18 protein-coding genes and 4 tRNA genes are annotated in these 18,316 nt (G+C 49.9%); 18 read left to right on the forward strand and 4 right to left on the reverse strand.

Translation table 11 applies throughout. From position 1 onward, the window contains the following. Positions 1–36: 36 nt before the first annotated feature. Both nudE and cysQ read left to right on the forward strand, forming a co-directional pair. On the forward strand, positions 37–585 hold the full coding sequence (nudE, locus tag DEU29_RS12515; RefSeq protein ID WP_133540687.1) for an ADP compounds hydrolase NudE: 549 nt from the start codon (positions 37–39) through the stop codon (positions 583–585). Positions 586–589: 4 nt separating this feature from the next. Then, entirely contained in the window at positions 590–1,402 is an 813-nt protein-coding gene (gene cysQ, locus DEU29_RS12520; protein WP_133540688.1) for a 3'(2'),5'-bisphosphate nucleotidase CysQ, read from the forward strand. Here the strand turns inward: cysQ and DEU29_RS12525 are convergent. The 3 genes from DEU29_RS12525 to DEU29_RS12535 are packed head-to-tail and all read right to left on the reverse strand — an operon-like array spanning position 1,374 to position 4,551. Beyond that, positions 1,374–1,616 carry a YheU family protein gene (locus tag DEU29_RS12525; RefSeq protein WP_133540689.1) on the reverse strand — a complete coding sequence of 81 codons (243 nt, stop codon included), beginning with the start codon at positions 1,614–1,616 and terminating at the stop codon, positions 1,374–1,376. The two genes, cysQ and DEU29_RS12525, sit on opposite strands and share 29 nt — an antisense overlap. Then, positions 1,616–2,632: a hydrolase gene (locus tag DEU29_RS12530; RefSeq protein WP_133540690.1), complete on the reverse strand. Its 1,017-nt coding sequence runs from the start codon at positions 2,630–2,632 to the stop codon at positions 1,616–1,618. The genes DEU29_RS12525 and DEU29_RS12530 overlap by 1 nt, the downstream gene beginning before the upstream one ends. Then, the gene (locus DEU29_RS12535; RefSeq protein WP_133540702.1) at positions 2,629–4,551 is read right to left on the reverse strand and encodes an ATP-binding cassette domain-containing protein; all 1,923 of its coding nucleotides are present in this window, start codon (positions 4,549–4,551) and stop codon (positions 2,629–2,631) included. Before DEU29_RS12535 ends, DEU29_RS12530 begins: the two co-directional genes overlap by 4 nt. An 80-nt stretch (positions 4,552–4,631) precedes the next feature. Here DEU29_RS12535 and DEU29_RS12540 point away from each other — a divergent pair, with 80 nt between their 5' ends. Next, a complete protein-coding gene (locus tag DEU29_RS12540; protein WP_133540691.1) occupies positions 4,632–4,835 on the forward strand; it encodes a YheV family putative zinc ribbon protein in 204 nt (67 codons plus the stop codon). Positions 4,836–4,850: 15 nt separating this feature from the next. Here DEU29_RS12540 and queG read toward each other — a convergent pair whose 3' ends face one another. After that, positions 4,851–5,990, reverse strand: coding sequence for a tRNA epoxyqueuosine(34) reductase QueG (gene queG / locus DEU29_RS12545; protein ID WP_133540692.1), 1,140 nt, complete (start codon positions 5,988–5,990; stop codon positions 4,851–4,853). Here queG and DEU29_RS12550 point away from each other — a divergent pair. From DEU29_RS12550 to DEU29_RS12620, 15 genes are all read left to right on the forward strand, one after another. Then, positions 5,989–7,545: an NAD(P)H-hydrate dehydratase gene (locus DEU29_RS12550; RefSeq protein WP_243734602.1), complete on the forward strand. Its 1,557-nt coding sequence runs from the start codon at positions 5,989–5,991 to the stop codon at positions 7,543–7,545. The two genes, queG and DEU29_RS12550, sit on opposite strands and share 2 nt — an antisense overlap. Positions 7,546–7,558: 13 nt before the next feature. Beyond that, positions 7,559–8,035 carry a tRNA (adenosine(37)-N6)-threonylcarbamoyltransferase complex ATPase subunit type 1 TsaE gene (tsaE, locus tag DEU29_RS12555; protein ID WP_133540693.1) on the forward strand — a complete coding sequence of 159 codons (477 nt, stop codon included), beginning with the start codon at positions 7,559–7,561 and terminating at the stop codon, positions 8,033–8,035. Beyond that, positions 8,032–9,363: an N-acetylmuramoyl-L-alanine amidase gene (locus DEU29_RS12560; RefSeq protein ID WP_133540694.1), complete on the forward strand. Its 1,332-nt coding sequence runs from the start codon at positions 8,032–8,034 to the stop codon at positions 9,361–9,363. Before tsaE ends, DEU29_RS12560 begins: the two co-directional genes overlap by 4 nt. After that, positions 9,363–11,108, forward strand: coding sequence for a DNA mismatch repair endonuclease MutL (gene mutL, locus DEU29_RS12565; protein ID WP_133540695.1), 1,746 nt, complete (start codon positions 9,363–9,365; stop codon positions 11,106–11,108). Before DEU29_RS12560 ends, mutL begins: the two co-directional genes overlap by 1 nt. Beyond that, positions 11,101–12,051 carry a tRNA (adenosine(37)-N6)-dimethylallyltransferase MiaA gene (gene miaA, locus DEU29_RS12570; protein ID WP_133540696.1) on the forward strand — a complete coding sequence of 317 codons (951 nt, stop codon included), beginning with the start codon at positions 11,101–11,103 and terminating at the stop codon, positions 12,049–12,051. The genes mutL and miaA overlap by 8 nt, the downstream gene beginning before the upstream one ends. Positions 12,052–12,243: 192 nt before the next feature. Then, complete coding sequence (gene hfq / locus DEU29_RS12575; RefSeq protein WP_133540697.1) at positions 12,244–12,501, forward strand: RNA chaperone Hfq; 258 nt, start codon at positions 12,244–12,246, stop codon at positions 12,499–12,501. A gap of 23 nt (positions 12,502–12,524) precedes the next feature. Then, positions 12,525–13,817 (forward strand): ribosome rescue GTPase HflX, encoded by a 1,293-nt coding sequence (hflX, locus tag DEU29_RS12580; protein WP_133540698.1) that lies wholly within the window; start codon positions 12,525–12,527, stop codon positions 13,815–13,817. A 76-nt stretch (positions 13,818–13,893) separates the two neighbouring features. Continuing rightward, entirely contained in the window at positions 13,894–15,054 is a 1,161-nt protein-coding gene (gene hflK, locus DEU29_RS12585) for an FtsH protease activity modulator HflK (protein WP_133540699.1), read from the forward strand. Next, on the forward strand, positions 15,054–15,947 hold the full coding sequence (hflC, locus tag DEU29_RS12590; RefSeq protein WP_133540700.1) for a protease modulator HflC: 894 nt from the start codon (positions 15,054–15,056) through the stop codon (positions 15,945–15,947). Before hflK ends, hflC begins: the two co-directional genes overlap by 1 nt. A 135-nt stretch (positions 15,948–16,082) precedes the next feature. Then, positions 16,083–17,378, forward strand: coding sequence for an adenylosuccinate synthase (locus DEU29_RS12595; RefSeq protein WP_133540701.1), 1,296 nt, complete (start codon positions 16,083–16,085; stop codon positions 17,376–17,378). 378 nt (positions 17,379–17,756) lie between these two features. Continuing rightward, a tRNA-Thr gene (locus DEU29_RS12600) sits at positions 17,757–17,832 on the forward strand. Positions 17,833–17,848: 16 nt separating this feature from the next. After that, positions 17,849–17,933, forward strand: a tRNA-Tyr gene (locus DEU29_RS12605). A gap of 38 nt (positions 17,934–17,971) precedes the next feature. Further along, a tRNA-Gly gene (locus DEU29_RS12610) sits at positions 17,972–18,046 on the forward strand. 13 nt (positions 18,047–18,059) lie between these two features. Next, positions 18,060–18,135, forward strand: a tRNA-Thr gene (locus DEU29_RS12615). An 86-nt stretch (positions 18,136–18,221) separates the two neighbouring features. Further along, the coding region (locus tag DEU29_RS12620; protein WP_208107646.1) for a GTP-binding protein at positions 18,222–18,316 on the forward strand (95 nt) is incomplete at its 3' end.

Here is an 18,316-nt window from a genome sequence, read left to right on the forward strand (position 1 = left end):
AGTAGAGGCAGACTTTCTTAAAGGTAGTAAAGGGTTATGGCTTCTCGACAAATTCCCAAAGTATTGGCGCGAAAAGTTGTTGCACAAAGTCGTTTGTTAAAGATCGAAGCGGTTGATTTACGCTTTAGCAATGGTGAGCAACGTCAGTTCGAGCGCATGCAGGGAAGTGGACGTGGAGCGGTGATGGTGGTGCCGTTTATCGATGCCGATACCATGATTTTGGTGCGTGAGTACGCAGCGGGTCTACATGAGTATCAGCTGGGCTTTCCAAAAGGCTTAATTGATCCTGGTGAAACCCCTGAAGAGGCAGCACAACGGGAGCTAAAAGAAGAAATTGGTTATGGTTGCCACACCCTAACCCGGTTAACCGAAGTGACCATGGCGCCGCAGTTTTTTCAGGCGAAAATGACTTTGTTTGTAGCCGAGCAGTTGTACCCGGAAGAGCTACCCGGCGATGAGCCAGAGCCATTAGAAAAAGTGACCTGGAAGCTTGACGACGTTGATGCGTTGCTGGAGCAACCGGACTTTAGCGAAGCCCGAAGCTTAACGGCGCTGCTGTTGATGTTGCGAAACAAAGGACGTTAAAACCATGCTGGATATTGTTGCCAGTATTGCCCGCGAAGCGGGAGAGCAAATCATGCGGCTTTATGAACGCCGCGACTACTCAACTTATGAAAAGCCGGACGAGTCGCCGGTAACCAGCGCCGACATTGCCGCCAGTGAACTCATTATTGAACGGCTACGTCAGGAGTTTCCTGACATCCCGGTACTGTCGGAAGAGAGCGAACACGAAAACTTTCAACAACGCCGTCAATGGCAGCGTTATTTTCTAATTGATCCTATCGATGGCACGCAGGAGTTTATATCACGATCCGGTGATTTTGCTGTCAACATTGCTTTAGTTGAACACAATCAGCCGACTCTGGGGGTGATTTTCTGGCCGGCCGGTAATAGTCTGTATGCAGCCCGAAAGGGCGAGGGCGCATCCAAAACAACGGCTAGCGGCAGCGAACCAATTCGCGTCAGGGCCATGAGTGACCCGCAAAATGACCCCATTGTTATTGCCATCAGTCGCCGTCAGGCCCGTGGTCCGGTGTTAAAACGAATTCAAACACAGCGCGAATTACAACCACTGCCAGCCGGTAGCTGCTCACTTAAAGCGTGCTTTATCGCCGAGGGTAAAGCCGACTGCTTCTTGCGCTTAGGGCCGACCGGGGAGTGGGACACTGCCGCCGCTGAAGTTATTGTCAGTGAAGCGGGCGGTTCGTTAGTAAACGAAAACTTCGAACCCATCACTTACAATAAAACCGTGAGCTTGCTAAACCCTAACTTTATGGTGTTAGGCGATCCCCGCGTTAACTGGGAGCAAGTCTTTATTGCTCGTCCGCCGCGCTTTCGCTAGCACTTACCTGGTCTGGTGCGACAATATCAACGCTTTCATGTAGCTCGGAATAAACGATAACGGCGTCGCCACGTTTAAGTCTTTCGCGCAGCTGTTCAACTTTTGCATTAAAGCTGAGTTCTTGCTCGCCATAGTCGGTGCCTTCGCGCAGCACAACTGACTCTAACAAATTGTTCAGCGTTTCTGCATCGAGCTCTTGCCAGGGAATTCTCATCAACACGCTCCTTTGTGGTCATCGTAACACTGTACGTTGCTTTGATAGCTTGCCAGGTGCTTTAACAGCCGCCCCGGTAACCAGCTATGCCATTGTTTACTGCGGCGTTGGATAAAGCCCATGTGGCCGCCGTGCGGACTCAATTCATAGCGAATGGCGCTAGATAGTTGGGTTTTCTGAGGCACCACAGCAGCTCCCATAAAGGGATCGTCCTCAGCATGAATAATAAGTGTTGGTACGCTAATATCGGCTAAAAATTGTTTACCGCTGGCGCGCTGATAGTAATCGTCTACACCAGTAAAACCGTGTAATGGCGCGGTCACTTTATCGTCAAACTCAAAAAAGCTACGCATGGGCTTAACATCCAACGTGGCCAGAGGATGTTGCTCGTCGAGGATGCCTTGCTCACGTTTTTGCTCAAACTTTTGCTTTAACGGTGTCAGCAGGTAACGTCTGTAAAGCCGCGAGAAGCCTTGGTCGATTCGCTCAGAACATGAGTGCAGATCAAGCGGCGCACAGGCGATAGCAGCGGCCTTGGCGGCTTTGCCTGCTGCGGTTGTTAATAATTGTGCGAGTATGTTACCACCAAGACTAAAGCCAGCCAGATATAACGGCGCGTCCGGGTAGGTCTGCTGTAGCCAGGTTAAAAATTCGGTTGCATCCGTGGTGTCGCCGGAATGATAAGCGCGCGGTAGTCGATTAATACCATTGATTCCGCAACCGCGAAAATGCATTACCACGGTAGTCCAACCTAAAGCATGTGCCTGCTCCATGGTCTGCCATACATAGGGAGAGTCAACAGAACCCTCCAGCCCGTGGAAAATCACCAGTAGAGGCCGTTTCGACCCCTTTTCGGGACGCTTTCGCCAGCACAAGTCGACGAAGTCTCCGTCTGCTAACTCGAACATTTGCCAATCACCTGACCAGGACCGCTTAGGCAAAACCGCACGGGGCCAGAGCGTTTGCAAATGAGGGTTGCTTAATCCCAATGGTGGAATGAAGTTAGCGATATTCATGCGTTATTCGCCTGCTCAAATTCTTGCTGGTGCTGGCTGAGTTCCTCTTCGGCTTCCATCCAATCGCTCTCAGCTAGTTCAAGCGACTGTTTTAATTCAGTTTGAGTTGCCAGTAGCTGCTGTAGTTTGTCTTTGTTGCTATCGTCGTACAGTGAACTGTCACTGAGTTGATCGTGCAGGTCGGACAGCTGTTGTTCGAGCTTACTGATTTCGGTTTCGCGTTGTTGAATACGCTTTTTGAGCGGTGCAACTTGCTGACGGAATGCAGCTTCAAGGCGTTTCTGCTCTTTGCGGTCGCGTTTTTTATCATCGCTGTTATCAGTTTGCTTGGCTTCACTGCGCTGCGCGGCAGCCTGATCTTGCAACCAACGGTGGTAATCATCCAAATCACCGTCAAACGGATTAACCTCGCCATTGGCAACTAAACAAAACTCATCAACCGTGGTACGTAGCAAGTGTCTATCGTGCGCGACGACAATGAGTGCGCCCTCGTACTCCTGCAGCGCGTCAACCAGCGTGTCGCGTAAGCTCAGGTCTAAATGGTTGGTCGGCTCATCCAGTAGCAGTAGATTCGGCTTTTGATAAATAATAATTGCTAGTGCCAGGCGGGCTTTCTCGCCACCAGACATTGGTTCAACCGAACGTGTTGCCTGATCGCCCGAAAATCCGAAACTGCCCAGAAAATCCCTTAATGTCTGTTCGCTGGCTTGTGGATCCAGTCGTTGCAGGTGTAGCAGGGCAGAAGCCTGTAAATCGAGAGTTTCCAATTGATGCTGAGCAAAATAACCGATGCGCAATCCGGGGGATACCGTGCGTTCGCCATCTAACGGTGGCAACTCACCTGCCAATAATTTAATTAAGGTTGATTTACCCGCGCCATTGCGGCCCAACAGCCCTAACCGCGTTCCGGGCACCAGGTTCAGCTTAATGTGCCGGAGTATGGTGGTATCGCCGTACCCCGCGCGCGTGTCACGCAACGTCATTAGCGGATTAGGCAGTTGCGGTGGGGTTAAAAAACTAAACCGAATATCAGCCTGGGCGCGCAGCGGAGCCTGAGTCGGTAATTTTTCAATGGCCTTTAACCGGCTTTGTGCCTGCTTCGCTTTACTTGCCTTATAGCGAAAACGGTCGACGTACTTTTGCAGGTGTTCACGCATAACCTGGGCTTTTTCGTATTGGCTCTGTTGTTGCGCAATTTGCTCGGCGCGCTGCGCTTCAAACTGACTGTAATTGCCGCGATACTGCGTGATCCGTTGGTGTTCGATATGCAAAATATCGGTACAAACCGAATCCAGAAAATCACGATCGTGAGAAATTAAAATCAGGGTGCCGTCAAACTGCCTCAGGTAATCCTCCAGCCAAAAAATCGCATCAACATCCAGGTGGTTTGTTGGCTCATCGAGCAACAATAAATCGGCACGAGCCATCAGCGCCTGGGCAAGGTTCAGGCGCATACGCCAACCGCCGGAAAATGATTTTACCGGATTCCCCAGTTGTGACTGCTCAAACCCGAGTCCGGCCAGCATAGCGCTGGCGCGCGCTTCAATATCAAATGAACCAATAGCGGCAAGCTGGTCGTGGATTTCTGCTATGCGATGGCCGTCGTTTGCTGATTCAGCCTGGTCAAGCTCCGACTGCAGTTGGCGGTAGGGCTTATCGCCGTCAATGACATAGTTTAACGCGCTTTGCTCTAATGCCGGCGTATCCTGCGCAACGCTGGCAATGCGCCATTTGGCGGGAATGTTGAGCTGCCCTTCGTCTGCTTGTAATTCGTTGCGGCATAACGAGAACAGTGACGACTTACCACAGCCGTTCTTACCCACCAGTCCGACCCGGTGTTGAGGGAAAACCTGGAAGCTACTGTCATCAAATAATGTTTGTCCGCCGCGTAGTAGGGCAAGTTTTTCGGCTGTGATCATGGTCTGTTTATCGCTGCCTGCCGTTAAGTTACAATAGTTAAAGTCTACCATTTTAGCCGTTGTCAGGCACAGGAGTGATTGTGGCCAAACAGAAAAAGCGTTTTATAGCCGGGGCAACCTGCCCTAAGTGTGGCGACATGGATACGCTGATGTTGTTTTTTGAAAATGATATCGAGCAGGTAGAATGCGTTGCTTGTAAGCATCGGTTTAGTGAGCCTAAATCACAGGGTGGCGGCAGTGAACGCGAATTCGATCAGGTCATCGGGGTGTTTAAACCCGAGTAACTCAATGCAGCAATGCTAGGCATCCCGGGGCAGGCCTTTTTCGACCACGCGCACCAGGCGTTTAAGTTGTTGGGTGACTTTGGCGGCTCCGGAACGATGCCGTTCTAATGCCCAATCTATATGCTCCTGCACCATGTCAGAAACCTCACCACTGCGCCACTCGAGTGCTGCAATGATGTCCGCATCTGCATCTGCATTACCCAGCGCGACGGCAAGGTTGCGCAACCAACATTCAAAACCGATACGGCGAATGGGTGACCCTTCTAAACGGGTTTTAAAGGTTTCCTCATCCCACTGCCATAACGCAAGTAATTGAGGGCTATGCAGGTACTGGCGGGGATTAAAATCCGCCTCGTCGGTTAACTGCGCGTAACGGTTCCACGGACAGATAAGCTGACAGTCGTCGCAGCCGTAAATGCGGTTACCCATCAGTGGGCGCAATTCTTCCGGTATAGAGCCTCGCAGTTCGATAGTTAAATAGGAAATACAGCGCCGTGCATCAAGTTCGTAAGGGCCAACAATGGCCTGAGTTGGACAAATCGTCATACAGGCGGTACAACTGCCACAGCCCTCTTCGACCGGCTGATCGACGGGCAATGGCAGGTTTATCAGTAGTTCGCCAAGGAAAAACCAGGAGCCACTGTCCCGGTCCAGTATCAACGTGTGTTTACCGGTCCAGCCTAAGCCGGCCTTTTCTGCTAAAGGTCGCTCCATTATCGGGGCCGAATCCACGAACGGGCGAAAGTCAGTGTCGTCAAACTGGGCTTTTATTTTATCGCCGAGCTGTTTAAGCCGCTTCCGCAGTAACTTATGATAGTCACGGCCGAGCGCATAACGTGAAATAAATGCTTTATTGGAATCATTTAGCGTTTTTGCAAAACCGGCTTCAACCGGTAAGTAGTTCATTCGCACTGATATTGCGCGGACAGAGCCTGGGTGCAGTTCAGCGGGGCGCGCACGCAACATGCCATGACGTTCCATAAAACCCATTTCGCCGTGATAGCCTTTATCTAACCACTCTTGTAAGCTAGCTTCATGACGGCTGAGATCAAGGTCGGCGATGCCAACTTTTTGAAAGCCAAGTTCATGCCCCCAGCGCTTAATATCGCTGGCTAGCTGTTGTAATTGTGGCTCGCTTAATGGTGTGTCCGGCATGATAAAAACCCGAGTTGAGGCGATGATGTCAGAATCTACTGAAGAATCGAATAAAAAAAGCTTATCACAAAGTTTGTATCGTGCAGAACAGGTTCGTAGCGGCGAACAACAAGCCGCCGAAAAATCAGGCCTGAGCATGAGGGCGCTGATGGCCGCGGCAGGACGAGCTGTGTTTGAACAGCTCCAGCAAATGGTACCGAGTGGTGCCAGCGTTGCAGTATTCTGTGGCGAGGGAAACAACGGCGGGGATGGTTATGTAATAGCGCGGCTGGCATCGCAACAGGGTTACCGAGTGACCGTATACGCCCTGAACCCGGGTAAGTCGCTGCAACATAGCGACGATAATGATGCTGAGCATGCGCGCCAGGCATGGCGTGAACTAGGTGGAACTGAGCAGGAATTTGATGACTTTACTGCAGATAGATTCGATCTGATCGTCGATGCTGTTTTTGGTATTGGCTTAAACAGACCGTTGGAAGGGAAGTTGGAGCGTTGGGTTCAATGCGTTAACCAAAGCCAGTTGCCGGTGCTTGCGGTGGATGTGCCGTCCGGCTTAGACGCCGATACAGGCAAGCAGCTGGGGGCCACAATAATGGCGACTAATACCGTAACCATGGTGGCCAGGAAACGCGGTTTATATAGCGCAAAAGGTCCCGCACTTTGTGGTGATATCATATTAGCTGATTTAGGCGTTGCGGACGCCTTTAGCCAGGCGAATGCGTCATCATGGCAGCTACTTGATAAGGATGTTTACTATCCATGGCTAGGAGCAAGGCGAAGAGATGCCCATAAAGGCGACTTTGGTCATGTATTGGTTATCGGTGGTAATGCTGGTATGTCGGGTGCAGCAACGTTAGCTATGCAGGCTGCGCTTCGCAGTGGTGCGGGTAAGGTATCCGTTGCCTGTCACCCACAATCGGCACCGATTATTGCTGTCGCGCAACCCGAGGCCATGGTGCATGGAATACAGCACGCTGAAGAACTTGAGCCGTTACTGGAGCAAGCATCGATTATTGTGCTGGGGCCGGGGTTGGGGCAAACCGACTGGTCATTGCAATTGTTCAACCAGGTGATGAAAAAAACGGCACGCATTACTGTGATTGACGCTGATGGACTTAATTTAATGGCAAAACAGCCTGATAAGTCAGATCGGTTTATTATAACGCCGCACCCCGGTGAGGCAGCTCGGCTATTACAGTGTTCTGGCAATGAAGTGGAACAGGATCGTTTTGCTGCGGTCAAATTATTGCGCCAGCGCTTTGGTGGCCAGGCGCTGCTGAAAGGTGCGGGTAGCCTGATTGCCTCTGATCGTGGTAATTTTGTCATCGGTCGAGGCAGTCCAGCACTTGCTAGTGGGGGCATGGGGGATTGTCTGGCAGGGTTAATCGGTGGCTTGCTGGGGCAACAGCTAGCGCCGGCGCAAGCATTGATCGCGGCATCTTTCTGGCATGCCGTAGCAGGCGAACATTGTGCAAAAAGCGGCGAGCGAGGCACCTTAGCTTCGGATTTATTGGTGCCGATACGACGCCTGGTAAATGGTTTACCTATTGAGTGAATGAGCAGTAAAAATGACAGAAAATCAAACAGCGTTGAGCGTGCGCAGCGAGTTTTTAGAGAACGAATCAGCAACCCTGGCGATGGCGACACGCCTGGCTGCTAAACTATCCACGCCGTTGGTGATTTATTTACACGGCGAACTCGGTGCCGGCAAAACAGCATTTTGCCGTGGCATTATCACGGCCCTCGGTCATCAGGGAGCGGTCAAAAGCCCCACTTATACCTTAGTTGAACCATACCAATTGAAGGGCTGGCGCATTCATCACTTTGATTTGTATCGACTTGCCGACCCGGAAGAACTTGAATATATGGGAATCAGAGATTACTTTGCCGCGGATACCCTGAACTTAATAGAGTGGCCTGAACGAGGCGAGGGTTGGTTGCCCGCGGCCGATCTTGATATAACATTAAGCTATCAGGATGAGGGTAGAATGATCGAATTAAAAGCAAAAACAACAACAGCACAGGCGCTAATAAAATCATTATGAATACATCGGGGTCAAGTAGGTGGCTAGCGATACTCACCGGCGGTTTGCTATGGCTGACGTCGACGGTAGCGGCTGCGCAAAATAGTATTGAAAGCGTGCGGGCATGGCCGTCTCCCGATAAAACCCGAATTGTTTTCGACTTAGGTCAGCAAGCCGACTATAGCTACTTTACGTTGTATGGGAGTGATCCGTTACGGCTGGTTATAGACTTTAACAATACCGCTCTTAATGCGAATCTCAGCGAACTGGGGGACGCGTCTTTATTGGTTAATCTAGTGCGCACCAGCTCCCCCAAAAAAGCGGGTGATACCCGTATTGTCATCGAGCTTGCAGAAAAAAGTGACCCACAAATATTCACGCTTCCGGCAAATGAGTCCTATCCGGATCGCTTAGTTGTCGACTTACCAGGTAAGTCAGTGGAACGCAGCGGGCCGGCTAAATCGATAGCTGAACTAAAAGACCGCAAAGTCACCATAGCGATTGATGCCGGTCACGGCGGTGATGACCCCGGGTCGATTGGGCCTCGTGGTACATACGAGAAAAATGTAGTGCTTAAAATAGCCCGAGCACTGGCCAGCATGATTAATGATGACCCCGGAATGCAGGCTTATTTAATACGCTCCGGCGACTATTATGTCGATTTGAATGAGCGGCCACAAAAGGCATGGCAAGCGAAAGCTGATTTTTTTGTTTCTATTCATGCCGATGCGTTTCGAACGCCACAACCCCGCGGCGGCTCGGTATGGGTTTTGTCAAAGCGCCGTGCCGACTCAGAAGTGGGTCGTTGGCTGGAGGGAACTGAGCGTAAGTCTGCGTTACTCGGTGGTGCCGAGAGTATTATTCGAGACACCGGGCATGAGCCCTTTTTAGCACAAACCCTGCTAGATATGTCGATGGATAGCTCTATCGCTGGCGCATATTCAGCGTCGCGGCATATCATCAGCGAGATGTCTCGCATTACCAAAATGCACAAGACTGAACCGCAAGCAGCCAGTTTTGCGGTACTGAAATCTCCCGACAAACCGTCAATTTTAGTCGAGACAGGTTTTATCTCAAACCCTGACGAGGAAAGGCTTTTAAACAGCAACGGGCATCAGCAAAAACTAGCACGAGCGATTTATAATGGCGTGCGGCAGTATTTTATTAATAATCCGTTGGATAATACGCTGTTGGCTAATCAGGAGAGTATTGAGTACGTTGTTAAGTCTGGTGACTCTTTATCTGTGCTGGCTGAACGTTATGGCACCACAGTAAATGCCATCAAGCGCGAAAATAACTTAACCAGTTCGATGTTACGCATTGGTCAAAAACTGACGATACCGCGCTAATGCCTATTCGCCAATTACCCATAGAATTAGCAAACCAGATTGCTGCCGGAGAAGTGGTTGAACGCCCTGCGTCAGTGGTTAAAGAGTTGGTAGAAAATGCACTTGATGCGGGTGCTGATGAACTAAGTATTGACATCGAGAACGGCGGTATCAAACGCATTCGTATCCGTGACAACGGTTGTGGTATCGCAAAAGATGAACTGGCGCTAGCGCTGACGCGTCATGCAACCAGCAAAATCGCAACCCTGGATGATCTGGAAGCAATACAAAGTTTAGGATTCAGAGGTGAGGCGCTTGCCAGTATAAGTTCAGTTTCGCGGTTACGATTAACGTCTAAACCAGCGTCACAAAGCGAAGCCTGGCAAGCTTGGACGGAAGGGCGCGATATGGGCGTCAGAATTGAGCCCGCAGCTCACCCCGATGGCACCAGCATCGATATTCAGGATATATTTTTTAATACGCCGGCGCGGCGTAAATTCCTGCGTACCGAGAAGACTGAATTTGCCCATATTGACGAGACGGTAAAACGTATCGCCTTGAGTCGTTTTGATGTTGCCGTGACCCTTAATCATCAAGGTAAAAGGGTTCGCCATTACCCGCGTTTACGTGACCTGAGCGAAGCGCAGCAAAGGCGTCGGGTGGCTAAAGTATGTGGTGAACAATTTGCTGAGCAGGCTCTTTACATCGAACGTGAAGCAGCGCCCTATAGCGTGACTGGTTGGATCGCTCCAGCACAAGCGTGTCGTCACCAGGCTGACATTCAGTATTGCTTTGTTAATGGTCGCATGATGCGTGACAAATTATTAAACCATGCTATCCGGCAAGCCTATGAGCGCTATTTACTGCCAGAGCGAGTGCCGACTTATGTGCTGTATTTTTGGCTGCCGTCACAACAGGTTGACGTTAATGTTCATCCGGCCAAACACGAGGTGCGTTTTCACCAACAACGCCAGGTGCATGACTTTATTTTACAAGCAGTGACCGATGCATTGCGACAGCAGCATGCACTAGCGGAGCAAGAGACTAGCACACCACAGCTTGCTGAAGCACCGACGGTTGATGAGCCGGCGACACCGAGCCAAACTCAGGGACATAAGAGCCATAGTTACAGTCAGTCGACACCTCAGTTGAATGAGTCGATGACGGGCTATCGGGCCGGTGCGAGTATTCTGCCTAATGCAGTTAATACACAAAGTCTGCCTGGTAAAAATATCAGCTGGCGCGCCTTGACTGTGGTGCAACAAAAATGGCTGTTGATGCGTAGAGAGGAAAGCGTAGCCTGGCTTGACTTGTGCGCGGTACAGCGTTCGATCATGGGTAAGCAATTAGAAAGTCAACTACAGCATGGCTTAGCGGGGCAACCACTGTTAGTTGAAGTCAGCTGCGACTTAAAACAGTTTGCTATAAGTCCGGCTGAGTTAATGCAACAAAGTCCGCGCTTGAACCAATGTGGGATGAACTTTAGGGTTAACGGGTCGCGATTAGTAATAGATACCATGCCGTCGATGTTGCGTCAGGGTAATGTTGCCCATCACGCGATGGGTCTTATTCGACAGGTACTTCAGCACGATAGCTGGACCGAAGTGGCTGGTTGGCTTGCTACTAAAGCACTCAATAGTGATTACTCCTTAGTGCAGGCAGAGCACTGGTTGCAGCAGTGGCAACAGCAACTGCAGGAAGATAACGCAATGCGCTATAATGTAAAGCCGCCGCAAACTGAAAGTGAATCACCCGCTAATGAATAAACCGCCCTTCGTCATTTGCCTTTATGGCCCCACTGCCGCAGGAAAAACAGCGCTGGCGTTAGAGCTAGCTCAACAGCTACCCTGCGAGATTGTGTCTGTGGATTCCGCACTAATTTATAAAGGTATGGATATTGGTACCGCCAAGCCAAGTCAGCAAGAGCAAGCGCAGGTACCACATCACTTAATTGACATTCGAGACCCTGCCGAGAGTTATTCAGCTGCTGAATTTCAGCACGATGCCCGGCAATGTATCGAAGATATATTGGCACGTGACAAAGTGCCGCTACTAGTGGGCGGCACCATGCTTTATTTTAAAGCCTTGCTGGAGGGGATGTCAGTGCTGCCTGAGTCGGACCAGCAGGTTCGCCAGCAATTGACGGACGAGCTACAACAACACGGCTTGGCCGCGCTGCATGCACAATTGAGCAACATAGATCCCGTTAGTGCTGCCCGTATTCACGAAAATGATCCACAACGCACATTGCGTGCGTTAGAGGTTTTTAGGATCAGCGGCAAAACATTAACGGAACTGACACAGTCACGTCGTGGTCAACTCAGTTACCCGGTTTATCAATTTGCAATAGCACCAAAGCAACGCGACGTTTTACATCAGCGCATCGAGCAACGTTTTGACCAAATGCTGGCACAACCTTTTGAAGAGGAAGTGCGTGCTTTATATGAACGGGGCGATTTACATCCGGACTTACCTTCTATTCGGTGTGTTGGCTACCGCCAAATGTGGGCGTATATCGCCGGCGACTATGATTACCAGACGATGCGTGAACGTGGCATTATTGCAACTCGGCAGCTAGCTAAACGCCAACTAACCTGGTTACGTAACTGGCAGGGCGTGCAGTGGTTCGAAACTGATGCCGGGCAATTGAGCGAACAGGTGCAACAGGCGTTGTCACTGCCGGCAAAAAGATTTTCGCAATACGATTGAAATTTTAATCAAAGCCCATAGATCAAATGAGGGCAGCGCAACGTAAAGAATAATCGTTCGGTTTTTTGCATGCGAAGATCCAAATTATGTTGCAAAAAATAATGACTGGTCTAGGGTAGATAACTATCGTAGTTACTTGTATTACGATAAATTTTTACCGTGGATATAAATAACGAGAATAAGGAATCCAGCATGGCGAAGGGGCAAACTTTACAAGACCCATTTTTGAACGCTTTACGTCGTGAGCGTATACCAGTGTCAATTTACCTGGTAAACGGTATCAAGCTGCAAGGCCAAATTGAATCATTCGATCAGTTTGTTGTTTTACTGAAGAACACGGTCAGTCAGATGGTATATAAGCACGCGATTTCAACCGTCGTGCCTGCGCGAATACCGCAGAACTATTTGCCACAGCAGAATCCGCAAGATCTCGCTGACGCACCAGAATAAATCCTATAGGAGGTCATTAAAACTTGTTCGACAGATATGAAGGTGGCGATTACGCTGTACTGGTCCACATGGACTTACCCGCCGAAGTCGACCGTGAAGACCTCTCGGAATTACAATTACTTGCTGACTCCGCTGGTGTTAAAACACTCGGTGTAGTCACTGCTAGCCGCAGTTCACCAAATCCAAAGTACTTTGTCGGTAGTGGTAAGGCAGAAGAAATAGCAGAGCTGGTTAAAGAACGACAGGCCAGCATTGTTATATTTAATCATGCCCTATCGCCAACTCAGGAACGGAACCTCGAAAAAATTTGTCAGTGTCGCGTATTAGACCGTACCGGGTTGATTCTGGATATTTTTGCGCAACGGGCTCGTACTCACGAAGGTAAGTTGCAAGTAGAGCTGGCGCAGTTGCGACACATCTCGACGCGGCTTGTACGAGGCTGGACCCACCTTGAGCGTCAAAAAGGTGGTATCGGCTTGCGTGGCCCCGGCGAAACACAGCTTGAAACTGACCGTCGTTTGATTCGCGGGCGCATTAAAAACATCCTGAAGCGCCTGGAGAAAGTACAAAAGCAGCGCGAGCAGGGGCGCCGAGCCCGGAAGAGAGCGGAAATACCAACGGTTAGTTTAGTTGGCTATACTAACGCAGGTAAGTCGACACTGTTTAATCAACTGAGTACCGCAGACGTTTATGCGGCAGACCAGTTATTTGCGACACTGGACCCAACCTTACGTAAAATTGAGGTTGACGAAGTCGGTACCGTAATTTTGGCTGATACCGTAGGTTTTATTCGCCATTTGCCGCATGATTTAGTGGCCGCTTTTAAAGCGACGTTGCAAGAGACTCAAGACGCAACTTTACTGTTACATGTGGTGGATATAGCCGACGAGCACTATCAAGATAACGTCGATCAGGTCACCGAGGTGTTAGAGGAAATTGACGCTGGTGATGTGCCGCAGTTAATGATTTGCAACAAAATTGATAAACTCGACGATGTTGACGCAAAAATCGATCGTGACGATGAGGGAAATCCAATCCGTGTCTGGGTTTCGGCGCAGCAGGGTATCGGTCTTTCACTGATTTATGACGCCCTGCATGAGCGGCTGGGGCGACAGATGGTCAACTTGCAGCTGAAAATACCGCCCTCAATGGGTAAACTTCGTGGTACATTGTACAGTCTTAACAGTGTTGCCGAAGAGCAGGTAGATGATAGCGGACAGTTCAACCTAGCGGTTAGAATGTCGGCAGTTGACTGGCAAAAACTGCAAAAACAATTTGATCATCAACTGCAGCAGTTTGTACAGAGCACGAGTTAATTTACACTGTAGCGTTGCTAACTTTTTAGAACGCTACATTTTAAACTAGAGATTTAAAACTAAAGTGGAGTAGTCCATGGCTTGGAACCAACCGGGTAATGGCGGCAACAATGACCGCGACCCATGGAAAAACCAGGGGGGTAAAGATCAGGGTCCCCCCGATCTCGATGAGGCACTACGTAAACTGTTTGCCAAGTTTGGCTTTGGCGGTGGTAACAAACGTGGTGGTTCAGGCGGTAGTTCTGGCATTCCGGCAAAAGGTGTCGGGCTGATTGCCATTATTGCTGTCATTGTTTGGTTTATTGCAGGTTTCTATACCGTTAAAGAAGCTGATCGTGGTGTCGTACTGCGGTTTGGTAATTTCCACACATTGGTTGAGTCAGGCCTGCACTGGCGCCCGGTATTTATTGATACCGTTGAGCATGTGGACGTTAACAATATCCGCTCAGACAGTACTGAAGGTTTTATGTTAACCCAGGACGAGAACGTGGTTGTGGTACAGCTTGACGTACAGTATCGCGTTGTTGATCCACGCAGTTATTTATTCAACGTGGTAAATGCAGACTCAGTGCTGTCAAAGGCAACAGACAGTGCGTTACGTTATGTTGTCGGTCACACGACTATGGATGAAGTTTTGACCCGTGGTCGTGAAGACGTGCGTGCGCGTACACTCGAATTACTGGAGTCAACGGTGCAACCCTATACGATGGGTCTGCAAATCGTTGACATCAACTTACTGCCTGCGCGTCCGCCGGAAGCAGTAAAAGACGCGTTTGACGATGCCATTGCCGCACAAGAGGATGAAGAGCGCTTCATCCGCGAAGCTGAAGCCTATGCGCGTGAAGTGGAACCACTGGCGCGTGGTCAAGTTCGTCGTATGTTGCAAGAAGCGCAAGCTTATAAAGAGCAGATTATTCTTGAAGCACAGGGTGAAGTCGCGCGCTTTAATGAATTATTGCCTGAGTATAATGCAGCGCCGGAAGTGACACGCGAGCGTATCTACCTGGATACGTTGCAAGACTTGTACAGCAAAACACCAAAAGTATTGGTGGATGTTGAAGGCAGCAATAACATGATGTACTTGCCGCTGGATAAGATTTTGGAAAAGCAGGGGCGTAATGTGACATCGTTCTCGCCAGCGAGGGTACCAACCGATATGTCGAGTGGCTCAAACAGCAGTAACTCGAATAATTCGAGCCCGGTGCGTTCGAGCAGCCGTAGTGGAGGTCGAGAATAATGAAAAATTTAATCGCAATTATCGTTGTCGTTCTGGTTGCGCTCGGCCTGTCATCTATTTACGTGGTTAAAGAAGGCGAACGCGCAATCTTAATCCAGTTTGGTAAGGTTGAGCGCAATGTCGAAACCGGTGAAGCTATGGTTTTCGAACCTGGTTTGCACTTTAAGATCCCGTTTATCGAAACGGTTAAACGTTTAGATGCACGTTTGCAAACGCTTGATGGCGACCCGGATCGTTTTGTGACCAGTGAGAAGAAAGATTTGATTGTTGATACCTATGTGATGTGGCGTATTAACGACTTTTCTACTTTCTACCTGAGCACCAACGGCGGTAATATCTTACAGGCCGAAGCCTTGCTTACACGTCGTATCAACAGTGGCTTACGCAGTGAGTTTGGTAGCCGCACGATTTCCGATATTGTCTCGGGTGAGCGTGATGAGTTGATGCGCGAAGCACTAATAAAAGGCGCCCAAAGTGCCAGTGACCTGGGTGTTGAAGTACTCGATGTGCGGGTTATGCAAATTAACTTGCCGAACGAAGTGAGTCAGTCAATTTATCAGCGTATGCGAGCAGAGCGTCAGGCCGTAGCAACTGAGCATCGCTCCGAAGGTCGTGAACAAGCTGAATTTATTCGCGCCGACGTCGATGCACGAGTTACCGTAATGTTGGCAGATGCCCAGCGTCAATCGCGTGAGTTGCGTGGTGAAGGTGATGCGCAGGCAGCAAAAATATACGCCGATGCATACTCACAGGATGCCGAGTTCTTCTCGTTCATTCGTAGTATGGAAGCGTATACTGAGTCATTCAGTTCGGGCAGCGACGTGTTAGTACTTGATGGTAAGAGTGACTTCTTCAAGTACTTGCAAGACATGCAAGGCCAAATCGAAGATTAATCGGTTGGCAGGTTGTATAACTTAGCAAAGCCTCTGTCGGTGATTAAAAAATCGACAGGGGCTTTTTTAATGTCCGTGTACAAAAGCGCCGCAAAAGGTTAGAATTGCCGCGCTTTTTTTTTACGCGGGGCAAACATGAGTCAGAACGTCGCAATTCTCGGCACCCAATGGGGTGACGAAGGTAAAGGTAAAATCGTTGATCTGTTAACCGATAAGGCAACGCTTGTCGTTCGTTATCAAGGCGGCCATAACGCGGGCCATACATTGGTAATTGACGGTGAAAAAACGGTTTTACATTTAATTCCTTCCGGTATTTTGCGCTCAAACGTGCAATGCATCATCGGTAACGGTGTGGTGTTGTCACCGGAAGCCCTGATGGAAGAAATGGCGATGCTGGAAGCGCGCGATGTTCCGGTGAAGGAGCGTCTTCGTATCAGCGAAGCCTGCCCATTAATCCTGCCGTTTCATATTGCCCTTGATCAGGCGCGTGAAAAAGCGCTTGGCAAAGAAGCCATTGGCACTACCGGCCGTGGTATTGGTCCCGCATACGAAGACAAAGTAGCACGCCGAGGTCTGCGTGTGGGTGACTTGTTTAATGCAGAGCGCTTTGAAACAAAGCTGAAGGAATTGGTTGAGTACCATAACTTCGCATTAACCCAATACTATAAAACTGACGCGATAAAATTTGATGACGTACTAGCTCAGTGCCGCGAGTTTGCCAAAGTACTTAAACCGATGGTAGCCGACGCTCCCGCGCTATTGGATGTAGCTCGCAAAAATGGCGACAAAATCATGTTTGAAGGTGCACAAGGCACTTTGCTGGATATCGATCACGGCACCTATCCGTATGTAACCTCGTCCAACACTACCGCAGGAGGCGTGGCCACCGGAGCAGGCTTTGGACCGCGATATCTTGATTACGTGTTGGGCATTGTAAAAGCCTACACGACACGCGTCGGTAGTGGCCCTTTCCCTACTGAGCTGGATTGCGATGTCGGTGAACACCTGGGTGTAAAAGGCCATGAGTTTGGTGCTACGACCGGGCGTAAACGTCGCACCGGCTGGTTAGATGCCGTAGCAATGCGCCGCGCGGTACAAATTAACTCAATCAGTGGCTTCTGTTTAACTAAGTTAGACGTACTTGATGGCCTCGACGAGTTGAAAATATGCATCGGCTACAAGAAATCTGATGGCAGCATCAGTGAGTATCCGCCGATGGCCGCAGAAGACTATGACGTGGTTGAGCCTGTTTACGAGACAATGAAGGGCTGGCAGCAAAGCACAGTCGGTTTAACACAGCACAGTGAATTACCACCAGAGGCGTTGGCTTATATTGCCCGCATCGAGGCATTGACCGGAGTGCCTGTTGATATTATATCAACGGGCCCTGATCGTGCTGAGACTATCGTATTGCGGCACCCGTTCGATTAACGCCGCCGGCGTTGGCCGCTTGCCTTGCAGGCGGCCTTTGGTTGCTGCGCAACGGCTGTTTATGCCTCCGGCACGGCTGTTTGTGCGCTCGCTTCGCTGGCGCACTGCTGTTTGCGCTTCGCGCGGGAAAAACATACCTAATTGCTTTTTTGTGTTTTTTTACCGCCGCCTTAGGCGGCAAAAAGCCGTAACCGCCGGAGGCAGGTTACAAACAGCCGTTGCGTAGCAACAAAAGGCCGTCGCGGAGCGACAAAGTGCTGGGATTTTAAACGAACAAGTCAAAAACTGACCAACCAAACACAAAATATCAATTTTTTTGCGCAAAGCTATTGCACTATCAAATTTAGTACCATAGAATGCGCTCCACCTAACCGGGGTGCCGGCATAGCTCAGCTGGTAGAGCAACTGACTTGTAATCAGTAGGTCGGGAGTTCGACTCTCTCTGCCGGCACCAATTCAAATTGCATTTGGGAGGGGTTCCCGAGTGGCCAAAGGGATCAGACTGTAAATCTGACGGCTCAGCCTTCGCAGGTTCGAATCCTGCCCCCTCCACCACGCAATTCTTGGTTTTTGAGGTGGCCCAAATAGTTTCAGCGGGTGTCGTATAGTGGCTATTACCTCAGCCTTCCAAGCTGATGACGCGGGTTCGATTCCCGCCACCCGCTCCAAGCTACAATCCGTGCTGATATAGCTCAGTTGGTAGAGCGCACCCTTGGTAAGGGTGAGGTCGGCGGTTCGAATCCGCCTATCAGCACCATTCCTATTTGGCCCATCTAACAAACCAACGGTATACGGTATACGGTAAAAGGTAATCACCGAAAGAATTTTGTTAGAGAGGCTGCAATGTCTAAAGAAAAATTTGAACGTTCGAAGCCGCACGTAAACGTCGGCACCATTGGTCACGTTGACCACGGTAAAACTACTCTTACTGCTGCTAT

This window comes from Idiomarina aquatica, assembly GCF_004362895.1.
Classification (GTDB): domain Bacteria; phylum Pseudomonadota; class Gammaproteobacteria; order Enterobacterales; family Alteromonadaceae; genus Idiomarina.

Excerpts from the sequence above, each read along its gene's own strand:
- nudE (WP_133540687.1), top strand. The coding sequence starts at position 37 with ATGGCTTCTCGACAAATTCCCAAAGTATTGGCGCGAAAAGTTGTTGCA.
- cysQ (WP_133540688.1), top strand. The coding sequence starts at position 590 with ATGCTGGATATTGTTGCCAGTATTGCCCGCGAAGCGGGAGAGCAAATC.
- DEU29_RS12525 (WP_133540689.1), bottom strand. The coding sequence starts at position 1,616 with ATGAGAATTCCCTGGCAAGAGCTCGATGCAGAAACGCTGAACAATTTG.
- DEU29_RS12530 (WP_133540690.1), bottom strand. The coding sequence starts at position 2,632 with ATGAATATCGCTAACTTCATTCCACCATTGGGATTAAGCAACCCTCAT.
- DEU29_RS12535 (WP_133540702.1), bottom strand. The coding sequence starts at position 4,551 with ATGATCACAGCCGAAAAACTTGCCCTACTACGCGGCGGACAAACATTA.
- DEU29_RS12550 (WP_243734602.1), top strand. The coding sequence starts at position 5,989 with ATGATAAAAACCCGAGTTGAGGCGATGATGTCAGAATCTACTGAAGAA.
- queG (WP_133540692.1), bottom strand. The coding sequence starts at position 5,990 with ATGCCGGACACACCATTAAGCGAGCCACAATTACAACAGCTAGCCAGC.
- tsaE (WP_133540693.1), top strand. The coding sequence starts at position 7,559 with ATGACAGAAAATCAAACAGCGTTGAGCGTGCGCAGCGAGTTTTTAGAG.
- DEU29_RS12560 (WP_133540694.1), top strand. The coding sequence starts at position 8,032 with ATGAATACATCGGGGTCAAGTAGGTGGCTAGCGATACTCACCGGCGGT.
- mutL (WP_133540695.1), top strand. The coding sequence starts at position 9,363 with ATGCCTATTCGCCAATTACCCATAGAATTAGCAAACCAGATTGCTGCC.
- miaA (WP_133540696.1), top strand. The coding sequence starts at position 11,101 with ATGAATAAACCGCCCTTCGTCATTTGCCTTTATGGCCCCACTGCCGCA.
- hfq (WP_133540697.1), top strand. The coding sequence starts at position 12,244 with ATGGCGAAGGGGCAAACTTTACAAGACCCATTTTTGAACGCTTTACGT.
- hflK (WP_133540699.1), top strand. The coding sequence starts at position 13,894 with ATGGCTTGGAACCAACCGGGTAATGGCGGCAACAATGACCGCGACCCA.
- hflC (WP_133540700.1), top strand. The coding sequence starts at position 15,054 with ATGAAAAATTTAATCGCAATTATCGTTGTCGTTCTGGTTGCGCTCGGC.
- DEU29_RS12595 (WP_133540701.1), top strand. The coding sequence starts at position 16,083 with ATGAGTCAGAACGTCGCAATTCTCGGCACCCAATGGGGTGACGAAGGT.